This window comes from Acidovorax sp. Q11, assembly GCF_054950075.1.
Genome location: NZ_JBUDZG010000001.1, coordinates 196422 through 213006, shown reverse-complemented (window position 1 = coordinate 213006; position 16585 = coordinate 196422). Strand labels below are relative to the sequence as shown.

Below are 16585 nucleotides of genomic sequence, written 5' to 3'. Positions count from 1 at the left end.
AGGCCCGCAGTGGGCTATTTGGCGCTGAGCCACCACAGCCGCGCCAACCGTCGCACAATGCGCAGACATGCCGCCATTGCCGTCCCACGAAAGCACGCGCAGCGTTGCGCCCCCGCCCTCCCCTGATGCCCCGGACCTGAGCCCGGGCGCCCCGCCGCAAAGCGATGCGGCTGCAGACCGTGCCGCGCGTGCGGATCTGGCGCATGGCACCGAAGAGTCCGTCGCCGCCCAGTTGGGGGACAGCGCGGCGCTGAACCAGGCGGCTTCGCTCTCACCGTTTGCGCCGTTGTCGGTGCCCGTGTTCCGCATGCTCTGGCTCACCTGGGTGGCGGCCAACACCTGCATGTGGATGAACGACGTGGCGGCCGCCTGGCTCATGACCACGCTCACTACCTCGCCGGTGCTGGTGGCGCTGGTGCAGACCGCTTCCACGCTGCCGGTGTTCCTGCTCGGCCTGCCCAGCGGTGCGCTGGCCGACATCCTGGACCGGCGCCGTTACTTCATCGCCACGCAGTTCTGGGTGGCGGCCGTGGCGCTGGTGCTGTGCGTGTTCGTCATGGCCGGGGGCATGACGGCGCCGCTGCTGCTGGCGCTCACCTTTGCCAACGGCATTGGCCTGGCCATGCGCTGGCCGGTGTTTGCGGCCATCGTGCCCGAGCTGGTGAGCCGCCCGCAACTGCCCGCCGCATTGGCGCTCAACGGCGTGGCGATGAACGCCTCGCGCATCATCGGCCCGCTGCTGGCGGGCGCCATCATCGCCAGCGCGGGCAGCGCCTGGGTGTTTGTGCTCAACGCCGTGCTGTCCATCGTCTCGGGCCTGGTCATCATGCGCTGGAAGCGGGTGCACACACCCAGCCCGCTGGGGCGCGAAAAGCTGCCCAGTGCCATGCGCGTGGGCCTGCAGTTTGTGCGCCAGTCGCCGCGCATGCGCGCCGTGTTGTGGCGCATCTCCATCTTCTTTTTGCACGCCACTGCGCTGCTGGCCCTGCTGCCGTTGCTGGCCAAGGGGCTCGAAGGCGGCGGCGCGGGCACCTTCACGCTGCTGCTGGCCAGCATGGGCGCGGGCGCCATCACGGCGGCCATGTTCTTGCCGCGCCTGCGCCAGGCCATGGCGCGCGATGTGCTGGTGATACGCGGCACGGCGCTGCAGGCCGCCGCCACGGGCGTGATGGCCGTGGCGCCCAATGTGTACGTGGCCGTGCCCGCGATGTTCGTGGCGGGCATGGCGTGGATCACCACCGCCAACTCGCTGTCGGTGTCGGCCCAGCTCGCGCTGCCCAACTGGGTGCGCGCGCGCGGCATGTCCATCTACCAGATGGCCATCATGGGCTCCACCGCGCTGGGCGCCGCCGTGTGGGGCCAAGTGGCCACGGTCACCGATGTGCATGTGAGCCTGGGCATCGCCGCCGCCACCGGCGTGGTGGCCATGCTGCTGGTGCAGCGCCTGGTGGCCGACCGCAGCATGGAGGAAGACCTGAGCCCCTCGCGCGCCTTCAAGGCGCCCGTGGCCGACACACCGCCCGGATCAGGGCACCTGGTGGTCACCATCGAATACTTCATCGACCCCGCGCGCGCCGCTGAATTTCGCGCCGTGATGCAGGAAAGCCGCCGCAGCCGCCTGCGCCAGGGCGCTCTGGGCTGGCAGTTGCTGCACGACATCAGCCAGCCCGCGCGCTATGTGGAGCGCATTGAGGACGAGTCGTGGACGGAGCACCTGCGCCGTTTTGACCGCGTGACGGCCTCGGACGTGGCGCTGCGCGACCGCAAGCTGGCGTTTCATGTGGGCGAAGCGCCGCCGAGGGTGACGCGGTGGACGGTGGAATAGGCGCTTGCGTGCTGGGGGCCTCCCCGGTTTCGCCTACGATGGCGGCCTTCCCTGCCTGACCGCGTGCCCTTGGCGGGCCCGCCCTTTCTGCATGCCGAGCTATTTGCGTTCCGTCCTCTGGACCCTGGCCCTCGTGGCCCCTGCCATCCACGCCGCCGCCCCCGACCCCGCCCTGTTCGGCTGCTGGCGCGCCACCAAAATCGTGCTGCACACGCCGGATGGCGAGAAGGCTGAAGACAGCTCGGGCCGCTGCACGCTGCAGTTCAAGGACGACCAGTTCGACTCCGTCTGCAAGACCACCAGCGGCGTGTCCACCACCACCTACCGCTACCAGGTGGTGCGGCCCCAGGTGTATGCGGCCACCATGGCCAGCAGCAGTTTTCGCACCGAGATGGTGGGCTCGACGCGTGAATACGAATACCGCATCGACGGCGACCGGCTGCGCACTGTGACCGTGCCCCCGGCCATGGCGTTTGCGGCGGCGGCTGCAGCCCCCCGCGTGGAGACCGAGGCGGCCCGGGTAGCCTGCCCGTAAAGGCTGTGGGTTACTCCTGTTTTGATAGCTGTTAAGGCAATACCAACAGGCGGTAGCGGCCAAAAAAGCCAATAGTCAACCTGCCAGTGGGCCTGTGGGGTTGGTGCCAGCCCCCTCTGCCGCACAACTGCGCTGCAGGATCCCCATCAGCACGGTGCGCAACAGCGGTGTCAGGGCTTCAGCGTTTGCGCCGTCCTGCAGCGCGGCAGCCAGCGCCGCGCCATGGGCGGCCACCGTGCCGGTGACCTCGGCATGCCAGCGTGTGGCCCAGGGGTCAGCATCGCCCGGTGGCATGCGCTGCTGGTGGGCGATGGCAAGGTAGTGGCTGCAGGCCGCTTCGGCGGCGTGTTGCAGCAGGTCCTGCCGTCCTTCGTCCTTCTTTTGCAGCGATCGCACCACCCAGGCCGTGGTGCCGCCCAGCAGCGCGCCCAGGGCCGTGCCTGCACCCAGGGTCAGGCCGCCTGTGCCCAGGTCAATCAGCGCACCGGCCTTGGCCCCGGCGGCAGCGCCCGCAGCGGCCCCGGCCGAGGTGCCCAGGGCCAGGGCCGTGCTGTCGATGCGGCGTGGTGCGGACAGCGGTGGGGCCAACTGCGCCGACGGCATGGCCGGCGCAGTGGGCTCGCCATGCAGGGCGCGCAGCGTGGCGTCCAGCGCGCGCACCTGGTCTGCGTACTGCGCAGCGGCGGCATCTGGCGGCAGGCGGGTGAGCGCGGCACAGGCGCGCAGGTGCTGCGCGAGCGCCAGCAGGGCCTGGCCAAAACGCTGCTCGTTGCGTTCCACCCAGGCGGCGCGCAGGCGGGCCCATGCATGGCGCTGGGTGGGCAGGGCGCCGTCCAGCCGGTCGAACAGCCTGGGCTCCAGCACCCAGCTGGCGCCAAAGTCTTCCCAGCGCAACGCCACATGGGGGCGGCCTGCCAGGCGGGCGGAATGGGGTCGTCGGCCCAGGCCAGCACGGCGTCCACGGGCTGGTCGGGCTGGCCGGTGTGCCCGGTGTGGCACGTGTGGTCGGTAAACCGCAGGTGGTCGCCTTCCGGGGTCTGCAGGCGGGCGCCCAGCAGCACCTGGGTTTGCGCCTGCGGGCCGTGCAGGCCGATCACCAGGTCGCCCGGCAGGCTGGCGCGCAGCGTGTCAAAGGCGGCGCCCTGCGGGTCGATGTGGCCCTGCCACCGGTGTTCGCACCAGCGCGCCCAGGCGGCCAGGGCCAGGCGCGGCAACACCACGGCCAGCAGCAGCAGGCCCACGTACATCCCCACCCAGCGGCTGCCAGCGGCACTGCCCATGCCCGCCACGCCACTTTCGCCCGCAAAGTTCTGCGTGGCCGCGATCTCTTGCAGCGTGAAGGGCGCCAGGCCCAGCAGCAGGGTCAGCGGCGCAAACAGCACCGAGACGATGGCGTGCACCTGCGTGGCGTCGAGAAAGGTGCTCTCCCAGCCAAACTGGTAGCGCACCACCAGCCCGCGCAGCAGCAGTGACAGCGCAATGCCCGCGCCCCAGGCGGCGGCGCACAGGTGCAGCACCCGCGCGGCGCGCTGCTGCAGCAGGTCGGCCGCATGGGCCCACCAGCGTTGGTGAAAGTCGGCCGCAATGCGCGCGGCCAGCCCGCGCCCCCGCTCGGCACGGCTGAAGGGTGGACCGAGGGGGCGCAGCGCCTGCTGCAGCCATGCACCGGGCGCCTGGGGCGGGTGCATGGCGCGCCAGGCGATCAGCCAGGTAGACGGCGAGGTTCCAGGCCAGCACGGTGAGCAGCGGGGGCGAGAGCAGGTCCACCCGGTGCGCGTTGCTGATGCGGTCGATGGCCAGGCCCAGCAGCAGTGCCGCCAGCGGCAGGCCACGCGCCACCCAGGGCCCCAGCCCGCCTGCGCCGGGCTTCTGTGGGTGCAGTGCGGCCACGGTGTTGTCGCGGCCGCTGGCGTGGTTGGCGATGGTGGTGGCGCGTTCCAGCATCACCTCGGCCACCCCCACGCGGGGCACCCCGCGCGCCCGGGCGGCGGCCACGGCGCTGCGTGTGGCGTCCTGCAGCTCCACCGGGCTGACCAGGGTGTGCCGGGTGTCGGCCTGCTCGATGGCCTGGGCCAGCAGCAGGGTGCGCAGCTGGGGCTCCGTCACGCGCATGGATGCTCCTGATTCAATAGCTATCAGCGATTGATGGACGAGCGCAGAAGGGCATTTTGAGTACTACTTTGGCCACAGCGCCCAGAGCCGCAGGTTCTGCTTGAGGCGCCCGGCAATGTCGCCCGCCTCGGGGCCCCAGCCGGTGAAGTAGTCGGCCCGCACCGCGCCCAGGATGGCGCTGCCCGTGTCCTGTGCCAGCACCATGCGGCTGAGCTGCACCTGCGGGCCGCTGGAGGCCAGCCACACGGGCGTGCCGTAGGGGATGCTCTGGCGGTCCACCGCGATGGAGCGGCCGGGGGTCAGGGGCACGCCCTGTGCGCCCTTGGGGCCAAAACCTGCGTCCATGCCCACCAGGGGTTCCTCCTTGAAGAAGACGTAGCGCGGGTTGGTCCACATCAGCTCGTTGGTGCGCTGGGGGTTGGCGTTCAGCCAGGCGCGGATGCCGGGCCAGGTGGCGTCGCGGGTGTAGCCCTGGTCCAGCAGCCAGCGGCCGATGCTCTGGTAGGGCTGGTCGTTGGTGCCCGCGTAGGCCACGCGCACGGTGGTGGTGCTGCCATCGGCCTCGGTGATGCGCAGGCGGCCCGAGCCCTGGATGTGCAGCACCATGGATTCGACCGGGTCGCGCAGCCAGCCGATGGCGCGGCCCGCGAGTGCGGCCTGGGCCTCGGGCAGGGTTTCGATCTGCTGGCGTGTATACCAGGGCTTGCGTGCGCCAAAACCGGCGGGCAGGCGGTAGATGGGCACGGTGAAACCGTTGCCGGGCTGGCGCGCGGCGTCCATCATGGGTTCGTAGTAGGCGGTGAGCAGGCCCTCGGCATTGCCGTCGGTGGCTTCGACGCGGTAGGGCTGCAGGCGGGCCACCAGCCAGGCGCGTTGCTCGTCGGCGGTGGCAATGCTCAGCTGGCGCACGTCGCTGCACAGCGCGGTGAAGGGGGGAGCGGGCCGCTCGCAGCTTTTGATCCAGGCGTTCCAGGCCTCGTGCAAGGCGTCTTCGCCAAAGCCCGGCAGCTCGGCCCAGCGCACCGGGATCCAGCGGCTTTTGGGCTGTGCCAGCGGCGGTGGCAGCGGGCCGGTGTCTCCGGGCAGCACCACGGTGCTGGCAGGCGGCGGGGGCGGGATGGCCCCGGGGCGGGAGGGGCTTGGGGCGGGCGGCGTGGAGCAGGCTGCCAGCGTTCCTACAATCAGCGCCGTTACAACAAGGCGCAGGGGGTTCAGGGTCATGGGGCTGATTTTGCTTGAAGCGCTGCTGGCGCTGGTGCTGCTGGTGGCCATCGTCTGGTGGACCATGTTCTCGGGCCGCAAGAAGGGTGAACTGCCGGGCGACGATGCCGAGCAGCCGCCCAAGTAACTCTTTTTTGATAGCAATAAAGCGCCATTGGGTGCGCGCAGATGGCCAAAAAAAGGCCTGAAAACTCCTAAGCAGGCATTCCAAAGCCGCAGACAGTCACCCCGCCCCGCGCAGCAGGTTGGCCAGCTCCACGGCCGACTTGACCTGCATCTTGTCGAACACGCGCGAGCGGTGCACCTCCACCGTGCGCACGCTGATGTCGAGCTGGTCGGCGATCAGCTTGTTGGGCAGGCCCGCCACCACCAGGTCCATCACGTCGCGTTCGCGGTCGGTCAGCTCGCCCAGGCGCACCTGCAGGCCGCTGCGTGCACGCAGCTGGGTAAGGTGTTCGGTGGACTGGGCGAGTGCCTGTTCGATGCGGTCCACCAGGGCGTTGTCGGAGAAGGGCTTTTCGCAGAAGTCGAACGCGCCGCGCTTGACGGTGTCCACCGCCGTGGGCACGTCGGCATGGCCGGTGAGAAAAATCACCGGCATGGTGGCCAGGTCGCCGCGTGCGGCGAGCAGGTCGAACAGGGCCAGCCCGCTCATGCCGGGCATGCGCACATCCAGCAGCAGGCAGCAGGGCTGGCGCTGGGCCGGGCGGGTTTGCAGCATGGCGTCAAAGGCCTCGGCGCTGTCGTAGGACTCGCTGGGCAGCCTGCGCGAGCGCAGCAGCCAGGCCAGGGCTTCGCGCACGCTGGCATCGTCGTCCACGATGTACACGGTGGCGTTGGTGATGGGTTCCATCAGGGTCTTGAATCAGGTTGTGACGCAGGCAGCGTGAAAGTGAACACCGTACCACGCGGCACATTCGGCGCGAACCCGAGAAAACCGCCGTGCTGCTCGATCACCGTGCGGCACATGCTCAGGCCCAGGCCCATGCCCTCGGGGCGGGTGGTGAAGAAGGGGGTGAAGAGTTTGGCGGCCACGTCGGGCGGGATGCCGGTGCCCTGGTCGGTCACCACGAACTCGACCCAGCCGCTGTGCTGGCTGGGGGCCGCGTGCCGCACCCGGATGTCGAGCACGCGGCTGCGCACGGCGGGGTCGTCCATGGCCTGCATGGCGTTGCGCGCCAGGTTCAGCAGCACCTGCTCGACCATGGTGCGGTCGCACAGGGTGGGGGGCAGGCCGGGCTCCACGGTGGTGTGCACGCGCACGCCCAGTTTGCGCGCCTGCAGGCTCACCAGGGGCAGGATGGCGTCAAGCAGCTGTTGCGCGCTGACCGCCTCGCGCGCCTGGTCGCGGCGGCGCACGAAGTCGTGCACGCTTTTGATCACCCGGCCCGCGCGTTCGGCCTGGCGCGCAATCTGTCGCATGGCCATGCGCACGTCGTCCAGTGCGTCGGGGGCGGGCGGGGCGGCGCTGGTGCCCGGGGATGCAGATGCAGACGCAGAGGCCAGGGCCGGTGTGGCCTGCTGCTCCAGCAGGTTCAGCGAGCCGTTGGCGTAGCTGGAGATGGCGGCCAGCGGCTGGTTCAGCTCGTGGCTGAGCAGCGAGGCCATCTCGCCCACCGTGGCCAGCCGGGCGGTGGCCTGCAGCCGCTCTTGCGAGGCGCGTGAGAGTTCCTCGACGCGGCGCTGCTCGCTGATGTCCAGGAAGGCGCTCATCCAGCCGGTGTGTTGCCCCTGGGCGTTGATCAGCGGCGCCTCGATGATGAGCACCGGGAAGCGCGTGCCGTCCTTGCGCATGAATTCGGACTCGAAACCTTCGCGCGGTGGCATGGTGCCCGCAAAGCGGATGGCCTGGCGCTGCTGGTATTCCTCCACGCGCTCGGGCGGCCAGTACGGCGCCGACATGCTCAGGCCCAGCAGCTCCTGCGGCGCGAAGCCCACCATCTCGCAGAACGCCGGGTTCACGTAGGTGATGCGGCCCTGCAGGTCGCGGGCGCGCAGGCCGGTGACGAGCGAGTCCTCCATCGCCTTGCGAAACGCCAGCGCGTCGGCGAGATCACGTTCGGCACGCAGGCGGCGGCGGTTGTCGCGCACCAGCACCACCATCACCGTGACCAGCGCAATCGACATGGCGGTGACCAGCGCCGTGAGCACGTTGGGGAACACGCTGGGCGCGGTGTGCCAGCCGTCCATGCGCAGCACCAGGGTGGCGCCGGGCAGGTCCAGCAGGTGCTGGGCGGTGAACATGCGCGAGCCCCGGCGGGCCGCGCCCATCACGGCCAGGCGCGTGCCGTCGGGTTCGGTGAACGAGGCCTCCTGGCTGCGCGTGAGGTTGTGCGCCACCAGGTTCAGCAGGATGTCCTGCAGCCCGTAGGTGGCCACCAGGAAGCCGGTGGTGCGCCCGCCTGCGGTCAAGGGCACACACAGCTCCATCATCTCGGAGCCCAGGCCGTCGCCATGCGGCTGGAAGTAGCTGGTGGAATAGGCGGGGCTGCCCAGGCGCCGGGCGTTGGTGCAGGCGATGGTGAGGTCGGACTGGCTGCTGTCGCGTGCCCGCATGTCCCAGGCCACAGGGCGGTAGGGCGACTGCACATGGGTGCGCAGCTTCAGGTGGGCGTCGCGCAACTCGATGCGCACCAGCTCGCGGCGGATGCGCAGCAGCTCGGAGGCCTCGACCTCCCAGGCCAGCTGCCCCGGGGTGTCGGCAGGCAGGGCCTGCAGGCTCTGCAGGTTGTGTGTGAGCGCGGTGCGGATGTCGGACACCGCATCGGCCGCGTCGCGCTCCAGGCGCGTCTGCACCTGGCTGGCTTCGTAGCGCCCCGCCAGCCACACCATGGTGGCCAGCATCGACACCACCAGCAGCACCAGTGCCGTCCACAGCGACCAGCGGCGCCAGGCGCCACGCCAGCGCTGCAGCAGGGTGCGGGGGGCGCGCGGGGCGCGTGGGTCGGTCACGGCAGCACGCGGTGCGTGAGCGCGGGCAGCTGGGCGCGCACGGCGCGCAGCCGCTCGGCGTCGAGCACGCCGGTCACGGCGCCGGGGCCCTGGTCCTGCTGCGCCAGCACGGTGCCCCAGGGGTCCACCAGCATGCTGTGGCCCCAGGTGTGGCGCCCGTTCTCGTGCACGCCGCCCTGGGCGGGGGCCAGCACATAGGCCAGGTTCTCGATGGCGCGGGCGCGCAGCAGCACCTCCCAGTGCGCCTGCCCCGTGGTGTGGGTGAAGGCGCTGGGCACCAGCAGCAGGTCGGCGCCCGCCCGGGCATGGGCGCGGTACAGCTCGGGAAAGCGCAGGTCGTAGCACACCGACAGGCCCACGCGCCAGCGCTGGCCGTCGCGCGCCTGCAGGTCAAACTGCACCGGGGTGTTGCCCGCCTCGATCACGCGGCCTTCGTCGTACAGCTCGCGCCCGTTGTCGAAGTGGAACAGGTGGATCTTGTCGTAGCGCGCCACGCAGGCGCCCGTGGGGTTGAAGACCAGCGTGGTGTTGCGCACGCGGTCAAGGGCAGTGGTCTGCAGCGGCAGGGTGCCACCCACGATCCACATCTGCAGCGCGCGCGCCGTGTCGGCCAGAAAGCGCTGGATCACCCCATCACCGTTGGCCTCGCGCAGCGCGAGCTTGTCGGTGTCCTTGTGGCCCATCACGCAGAAGTATTCGGGCAGCACGGCCAGCTCGGCGCCGCCCTGCGCAGCCTGCTCCAGCAGCGCACGGGCTGCGCCCAGGTTGTCGTCGCGCTGGGTGCCAGACACCATCTGGATGGCGGCTACTTTCATGAGGGCTCTCCGGTTTTGGGGGGGCTGCTGCGGGGCGGGGTATCGGTGGTGGGGTTGGCCTCGCGGCCCCGGCGCGCCACACGCACCACGCGCGGGTCGACCCAGGTGCCGTCCACGCGGAACTCCTGCGTGGCGGCTTCGATGAGCGGGCCGCGCAGGAACACCTGGGCCAGGAAGCTGCCCAGCCCGATCACGGGGTTGATGGCCGTGGCCACCAGCGAGGCCGTCATGGCATTGATCTCGGGCACCACTACCACCCGCAGGTCCTGGGTTTCCTGGTCGATGTTGGCATGGCCTTCCATCAGCACGGCGGCGTTCACGCCTTTCATCTGCAGGTTGTTGGTGATGGCGACGCCGCGCTCGATGCGCAGGTCGCCGCGCACAAAGTCAAACGCGAAGCCCTCGCTGAACACGTCGCGGAAGTCGAGCGTGAGCCGGCGCGGCAGCGACTGCAGGCTCAGCACGCCCAGCAGCTTGGCCAGGCCTGGGTCGGCCTTGAGGAACTGGCCGGACTCGATGTTGAGGTTGATCTGTCCGGTCATGCTGCGGTAGTCGGGGCTGAACGGCGCGCCGATCCAGGCCACCTGCCCCTCCATGCGGCCCTTGCCGCGCCGCATCACGTTGGCCATGCCCATGCGGCCCAGCAGGTCGCCCGAGTCGCGGATGTCGAGCTTGAAACTGAGCACCGTGCGCCGCTCGGCCGCACGCGGGCCGGCCCCTGCGGCATTGAGCACGGCCCAGTTGCCGTTGGCCGTGAGGCTGGCCTCGGGCGCGGTGATGTTGAACTTGGCGAGGCGCCATTCGCGCTGGGCGCCCTCGCCGCCCCGGTTCTGGGCTTCCATCTCGACCCGGCCCAGGCGTTTTCCGCGCAGCTCGAAGTCGTCCACCACGATGTCGAGCGCAGGCAGCGTGCCGGGCTGTTCGTCCAGCAGGGATTCCACCTGCGTGACCTCGCTCTGCGGCATGTTCACGCGCGACAGGCGGGCAAACAGGCGGCCGCTGGCGTTGTCGGGGGGGCCGGGCTGGCGGTATTCCAGATAGCCGTTGAGTTCGGTGGCGTCCAGGTTGGCGCGCCAGGTCGTGCCGTCGCGCAGGGCGCCCGCCACCACGTTGTGCAGGGTGCGGCCCTGCAGTGTCAGTTCGCGCGCGCGCAGCGCCAGGGTGGTGGGCAGGTAATCCTGTGCCATGGCCGGTCCGGAGGTGCTGGGCGTGGCGGCAGTGGTCGGGACCGTGCGCGCGGGGGGCTCGGCCGTGGTGGCCTGCGTCAGCACGTCTTCCCAGGCGTCCACGTCCACCTTGCCCTGGCTGATGTTGGCAGCCACGCCCTGCACGGGCAGCGGGGCGGACTCTCCGCCGCTCAGCCCCAGGCCAATGGCGCCGCGCAGCACGCGGGGCTGGGGGCCGCTCAGGTCGCGCAGGTAGGTGGCCGAGCCCAGGGCGCCCAGGTCCAGTGTGATCTGGTCGCGCAGCGGTGGCGTGTTGCTGCCATTGCCGTTGCTGCTGCCATTGGCGGCCAGGCCGGTGAGGGATTCGCGCGCCACCTGGTTCTCGAAGCGCAGCGGCAGGCTGCTGTCGGCAGGTTTTCCCAGCGGGGGCGGCAGTGCCAGCGCCAGGCCCTGCAGCGTGGTGCTTACCTGCAGCTCGGGCACACCCCGGCGGAACGCCAGGGCCAGGGTGTAGGGCGTGCTGCCGGTGGCGCGGCGCGCCAGCTGCGCCAACATGCCCAGCTGGGGCGTTTGCTGCAGGCCCTCGGCGGTGGCCGTGCCCTGGGCACGCAGCTGCACGGCCGACTCGGTGGCGGGCGCGTTGGGAGCCAGCGCCCGCATGCCGCCTTCGAGCCGCACGTTGCCGCCCAGCGCCTGGGCCTGCACGTTGGTCAGCGAGAACCCGGTTTCGCTGAACTGCACGGCGCCCCGCACCCGGCTCAGCGCGGGCGTGTCGGGGGTGATGCGCAGCTCGTTGCCCGCCAGCGTGACGGTGCCCTGCACCTTGGATTTGTTGATGTCGCTGATGGGCAGGCTCAGGCGCAACTGGAAGTCGGCATTGCCGGTGCCGCTGGCCTGGTCGAGTGCGTGGCCGGTCATGCCCCCCAGGGGCGAGGTGGTCATGAGCGTGAGCAGCTCGGCCAGCGGGCCACGCGCGTCGGCGTTCACGGCCACCACGGTGTGTTCCAGGTCGGGGATCTTGGCGTCCACCTTGGACAGCCGCAGGCCCTTGCTGCCCGCAAAGCTGCCGCTGGCGCCGCGCACCATCATGGATGAACGCTCGAAGATCAGCTCGCCGCCCAGCTCCGTGAGCGCGGGCCAGGGCAGGGTGCCCGCAGGCTGCAGCGAGGGCGGCACATAGGCGTAGGTGACATCCTTGACCCGCGCAGCGATGCGGAATTCGCCCAGCTTGGGGTCGTTGAAGGGCAGGTCGTGCAGATCGCCCTTGACGCGGAACTGCACGTTGCTGGCGCTGCCCGCCACCACAGCGTCGCGCACATAGTGGCGCGACTCGGCAGGGATGGACAGGGGCAGGTAGCGGTGCACGCGTGTGCCGTCGGCGCGGTTGAGCGTGCCGGTGAGGTCCAGCACCCCGGGGAAGCGCGATTTGTGGGGTGCCTTGTTGGCATCGCTGGTGTGCCAGGTGGCGCGGGCCTCGCCCTGCGCATCGGCGTTGGCAAACTGCACGTCGTTGGCCTGCACGGCAATGCGACTGCCTTCGATCTGCCAGCGCAGGTCGGCGCTGAGCCGGTCCAGCGGCAGCAGGGGGTCTTCAAACACCCCCGGCAGCACCAGTGCCCCGGAGGCCATGGTGAGCGCGGCCTTGCCGCCAGCCTGGGTCATGTCGATGTCCACCGTGGCGCCGCGCAGGCCAAGGTGCTTGGGCGCCACCCCGGCGGGGGCTCCAGCCAGCGCCAGGCCCCGGATGCGGCCCTTGACCTGGTATTGCTGCAGGGCATCCAGGGGGCCTTTCCAGGTGGCCTGGATCTCATCGACCAGGCCCTCGGGGGTGTAGGTGCGCACGGCATCGTGGGCCGTGGGCCCCAGAGGCAGGCGGCTGGCGATCTGTGCCAGCGCAGCCAGGTCCAGGCGGTCGGCACGGAACTCGCCCTGCTCCGGGGCCTTGCCCGTGGCCGCCGTGTGGATGAGTCGCAGGTTGCCGCCGGGCCAGGTCAGGCCGTCGTCGGTCTGGAACTGCAGGCCCTGCGTGGAGAACTCGAACCCGCCGTTCAGCCGCCGTCCGCCCAGGCGCCCCTGGATGGAAGGCAGCACCAGCGCCTGCAGGTCGGGGCTGAGGGTGGTGTTCACGTCGGCCAGCGCCAGGTCGGCCGTGCCGCCCACGATCTGCCCGCCGCGCACATCGGCCCAGGCGCGCAACGCGCCCCGGCCTTGCGCCACCTCAATGCCCACGTCGGCGTGGTGGCGCAACTGCGAGACATCGACGCGTGCGAAATCGGCAAACACCTGGCCGTTCCAGTGCTTCCAGTTGCCGTCGCCAGCGCGCAGCAGCGGCGCGCGGAACAGGCCCACCACCGAAAAGCGGTCGCCCCAGGCCGGTGGCGGTGTGGCGTCCAGCCGCATGTGGTGGTGCCAGTTGCCGTTGCGCAGCAGCAGGTTGACCTTCTCCAGCGCCAGCGCGGGGGCGCCGCGCTGCTCGTCGGTCCAGCGCACGGTGCCATCCTGGATGAACACCTCGCCCTGTGAAAAAAGCCAGTCGGCCGCGTCGTTGTTGTCGCCCTGGTTCTCGGCAAACTCCAGGCCCGCGACGTAGATGCGGCCATCGGTGGCACGGCGCACGTCCAGCTCCGGCCCCTGTACATAGAGCTGCTCGAACCCGCCCTTGAGCAGCGAGCGGGGCGACAGCGCCACCACCACACGGGGCAGGTGCAGGGCCGAGCGGCCCGATGCGTCCAGCAGCGCCACGTCCGACAGCTCGATCGATGGCACCAGCCCCTCGGTGCGGGCCGCGATGGCGCCGATCTGGACGGGAACCCCCAGAGCCCGTGCGGCATGCGCCTCCAGCTGTGGGCGGAAGTCCCCGATTCGCGGCACAATCCAGCCATGAAGGGCCCCCCACGCGATGGCCAGCAGCAGCCAGAAGGCCAGCAGCAACCCCAGTGACCACCGCGCAAAACCTGCCACTATTTTGAGCAGGCGTGAGGGGTGCGTGGTGGGATCGATCATGGTGGGATTCAATGTGGCAGGAATTATGACCCGCAGGCCTCGCGCGGGTTCACTACAAACCAGTGTTCTTATGGATGCAGCCCAGCGCTGCGGCCGCCCTATCCTCCATGACCGCACCGTCCTCTGACCCCCGCTGCAACCAGCCCTTCCTTGAGGGGCCGCTGGCCGGACACTCGCGCTTCTACCAGCGCCTGCACCGCCGCTACGCGGATGACCTGGCCCTGCTGCCGCCGGGTTGCCCGGTGCTGGCCACCATGGAGCAGGCCTACGATGCGTTGTGTGCCCGGGGCTGTGACACCGGCACCGCCCTGCGCATGCTGCGCCAGCTGGTCATGGAACGGCTCATTCAGCTCGATTGCGAAGCCCAGGCCCCGCTGGCCGACATCACCCGCGCCGTGACCGAACTGGCCGAGCTGGCCCTGGACCGGGCCTGCGCCCAGGCGCGCCGCGAACTTGACGAGCGCCATGGTGCACCCTGCGGGCCGCAGGGCCAGCCCGTGCAGCTCTGGATCATTGGCATGGGCAAGCTCGGCGCCCGCGAGCTGAACGTGTCCAGCGACATCGACCTGATCTACGTGTACGAACACGACGGAGAAACGGCGGGCATGCCCGATGGCCGGGGCCGCATCTCCAACCATGAATACTTTGCGCGCGCCGTCAAGGCCATCTACAGCCTGGTGGGCGACACGACCGAGCATGGTTTTGTGTTCCGCGTGGACCTGGCGCTGCGCCCCAACGGCAACTCGGGCCCGGCCTCGGTGTCGCTGGCGGCGCTGGAGGAATACCTGCAGATCCAGGGCCGTGAGTGGGAGCGGTTTGCCTGGCTCAAGAGCCGGGTGGTGGCGCCACGTGACTGCATTGGCCGCCCCGAGGTGCAGGCGCTGCGCGGGGTGGTGCTGCCTTTTGTGTTCCGCCGCTATCTGGACTACAGCGTGTTCGATGCGCTGCGCTCCCTGCACAGCCAGATCCGCGACCATGCGTCCAAACGCAGCGCCGGGCACCCCGAGCGCGCCAATGACGTGAAGCTCTCGCGCGGGGGCATCCGCGAGATCGAGTTCACCGTGCAGCTGCTGCAGGTGGTGCGCGGCGGGCAGTTCCCCGAGCTGCGCCGCCGCCCCACGCTCGATGCCCTGCAGCGGCTTGCCCACGCAGGCCTCATGCCGCAGGCGACGGCCGACGCCCTGGCGCAGGCCTATGTCTTCCTGCGCCGGGTCGAGCACCGCATCCAGTACCTGGACGACCAGCAGACCCATGTGCTGCCCACGCGCGACGACGACCTGGCCTGGATCGCCCAGACTCTGGGTTTCAAAGACTGCTGCGCGTTCTTGCACGAGCTGGACGCCCACCGCGAGCTGGTGGCGCAGGAGTTCGACACCCTGCTGGGTGGCGCGGGCAAAAAACAATGCAACGGCGGCGGCTGTGGTGGCCCCCGCGCTGCCGCGCCCCCACCGCCCGAGCTGGAAGCCCTGCTGGAGCAACTGCCCGGTGGCTTCCGCGAGCGTGTGGCCGAATGGCGCAGCCACCCGCGTGTGGAGGGGCTGCGCGACGAGGCGCGCGCGCGCCTGTTCCGCCTGGTGCAGCGTACCGCGCAGTGGCTCAAGGAAGGGCGTGTGACCGAAGAGGCCGCCGTGCGCCTGGCCAACTGGCTCGAACCCCTGCTGCGCCGAGAGAGCTACCTGGCGCTGCTGCTGGAGCGCCCCTCGGTGCACGAACAGCTGCTGCACCTGCTGGGCGCCGCCAAGTGGCCCGCGCGCTATTTGCTGCAACACCCGGGCGTGATCGATGAGCTGGTGGGTGACCACCTGCTGTCCGAACGTTTTGTGGTGGCCGACTTCGAGCGCGAGCTGGCCATGCGCCTGGCCTCGCTGCGGTCCACCGGCGAAGACGACGACGAAACCCTGCTCAACCTGCTGCGCCGCGCGCAGCACGCCGAAACCTTCCGCACCCTGGCGCGCGATGTGGAACGCCGCATCACGGTCGAGCAGGTGGCCGACGACCTGAGCGCGCTGGCCGACAGCGTGCTGCGCATCACCAGCCAGTGGTGCTGGAGCCGCCTCAAGAACCGCCACCGCGACGAACCCCAGTTCGCCATCATTGGCTACGGCAAGCTGGGCGGCAAGGAGCTGGGCTATGGCAGCGACCTCGACATCGTGTTTGTGTTTGACGACGATGACGAGCGTGCGCCCGAGGTCTATGCGGCCTTTGTGCGCAAGCTCATCAACTGGCTCACGGTGAAGACCGGCGAAGGCGACCTGTACGAAATCGACACCGCCCTGCGGCCCAACGGCAACTCCGGCCTGCTGGTGACCAGCTTTGAGGCCTATGCCAACTACCAGCAACAGCGCGGCAGCAACACCGCCTGGACCTGGGAGCATCAGGCCATGACGCGGGCGCGTTTTGTGATGGGCAGCGAGGCCTTGCGGGCGCGGTTTGACGCCGTACGCGAAGCCGTGATCACCTCCAGCCGCGACCCGCTGGCCTTGCAAGGCGAGATCGCGACCATGCGCGAGCGTGTGCGCTCGGCCCACCCCGCACCCGCCGGGCGCTTCGATGTGAAGCACAGCACGGGCGGCATGGTGGACGCCGAATTCGCCGTGCAGTACCTGGTGCTGTCGCAGTCGGCGGCCCACCCCGAACTGCGCGGCAACGTGGGCAATATTGCGCTGCTGCAGCGCGCCGAGCAGGTGGGCCTGCTGCCTGCCGGTGTGGGCATGGCGGCCGCCGACGCGTACCGGGAACTGCGCCGCGTGCAGCACGTGGCGCGCCTGGACGAAGCCCCCACCCAGGTGACCCCCCCCGCGCTGCAGGCCGAACGCGATGCGGTGCTGGCGCTGTGGCGGGCGGTGTTTGGCGCGGAGGCATAGCGCCTTCTGGGGCGGTGACAAATGGTTGCATCTTGGTGCTGCGCCGCTTCATGAAAAATTCATTAATTCAAACAACTGTTTGAATTCTGGTG

General features: G+C 70.1%; 11 protein-coding genes. 4 read left to right on the top strand and 7 right to left on the bottom strand.

Annotated features, from left to right (window positions below; translation table 11 throughout):
* Positions 1–67: 67 nt before the first annotated feature.
* Positions 68–1825 (top strand): MFS transporter, encoded by a 1758-nt coding sequence (locus tag ACYZGB_RS01020; RefSeq protein ID WP_462386311.1) that lies wholly within the window; start codon positions 68–70, stop codon positions 1823–1825.
* 103 nt (positions 1826–1928) lie between these two features.
* Positions 1929–2360 carry a hypothetical protein gene (locus tag ACYZGB_RS01015; RefSeq protein ID WP_462386309.1) on the top strand — a complete coding sequence of 144 codons (432 nt, stop codon included), beginning with the start codon at positions 1929–1931 and terminating at the stop codon, positions 2358–2360.
* Positions 2361–2435: 75 nt separating this feature from the next.
* On the opposite strand, the gene ACYZGB_RS01010 is transcribed toward ACYZGB_RS01015, so the two are convergent.
* Both ACYZGB_RS01010 and ACYZGB_RS01005 read right to left on the bottom strand, forming a co-directional pair.
* Positions 2436–2948: a DUF3482 domain-containing protein gene (locus tag ACYZGB_RS01010; protein WP_462386308.1), complete on the bottom strand. Its 513-nt coding sequence runs from the start codon at positions 2946–2948 to the stop codon at positions 2436–2438.
* A complete protein-coding gene (locus ACYZGB_RS01005; protein ID WP_462386307.1) occupies positions 2837–4048 on the bottom strand; it encodes a DUF2868 domain-containing protein in 1212 nt (403 codons plus the stop codon). The genes ACYZGB_RS01010 and ACYZGB_RS01005 overlap by 112 nt, the downstream gene beginning before the upstream one ends.
* A gap of 104 nt (positions 4049–4152) precedes the next feature.
* Between ACYZGB_RS01005 and ACYZGB_RS01000 the strand changes: the two genes are divergently transcribed.
* Positions 4153–4506, top strand: coding sequence for a hypothetical protein (locus ACYZGB_RS01000; RefSeq protein ID WP_462386306.1), 354 nt, complete (start codon positions 4153–4155; stop codon positions 4504–4506).
* A 29-nt stretch (positions 4507–4535) separates the two neighbouring features.
* Here ACYZGB_RS01000 and mltA read toward each other — a convergent pair whose 3' ends face one another.
* The 5 genes from mltA to ACYZGB_RS00975 form a co-directional block, all read right to left on the bottom strand.
* Positions 4536–5759: a murein transglycosylase A gene (gene mltA / locus ACYZGB_RS00995; protein ID WP_462386304.1), complete on the bottom strand. Its 1224-nt coding sequence runs from the start codon at positions 5757–5759 to the stop codon at positions 4536–4538.
* Between the two features lie 157 nt (positions 5760–5916).
* The gene (locus ACYZGB_RS00990) at positions 5917–6546 is read right to left on the bottom strand and encodes a response regulator transcription factor (protein WP_462386302.1); all 630 of its coding nucleotides are present in this window, start codon (positions 6544–6546) and stop codon (positions 5917–5919) included.
* The gene (locus ACYZGB_RS00985) at positions 6546–8645 is read right to left on the bottom strand and encodes a two-component system sensor histidine kinase NtrB (RefSeq protein ID WP_462386301.1); all 2100 of its coding nucleotides are present in this window, start codon (positions 8643–8645) and stop codon (positions 6546–6548) included. The genes ACYZGB_RS00990 and ACYZGB_RS00985 overlap by 1 nt, the downstream gene beginning before the upstream one ends.
* Positions 8642–9460, bottom strand: coding sequence for a carbon-nitrogen hydrolase family protein (locus tag ACYZGB_RS00980; RefSeq protein ID WP_462386300.1), 819 nt, complete (start codon positions 9458–9460; stop codon positions 8642–8644). Before ACYZGB_RS00980 ends, ACYZGB_RS00985 begins: the two co-directional genes overlap by 4 nt.
* Entirely contained in the window at positions 9457–13629 is a 4173-nt protein-coding gene (locus ACYZGB_RS00975) for a YhdP family protein (RefSeq protein WP_462386298.1), read from the bottom strand. The genes ACYZGB_RS00980 and ACYZGB_RS00975 overlap by 4 nt, the downstream gene beginning before the upstream one ends.
* A gap of 107 nt (positions 13630–13736) precedes the next feature.
* On the opposite strand from ACYZGB_RS00975, the gene glnE reads away from it, so the two are divergent.
* A complete protein-coding gene (gene glnE / locus ACYZGB_RS00970; RefSeq protein WP_462386296.1) occupies positions 13737–16493 on the top strand; it encodes a bifunctional [glutamate--ammonia ligase]-adenylyl-L-tyrosine phosphorylase/[glutamate--ammonia-ligase] adenylyltransferase in 2757 nt (918 codons plus the stop codon).
* Positions 16494–16585: the final 92 nt, after the last annotated feature.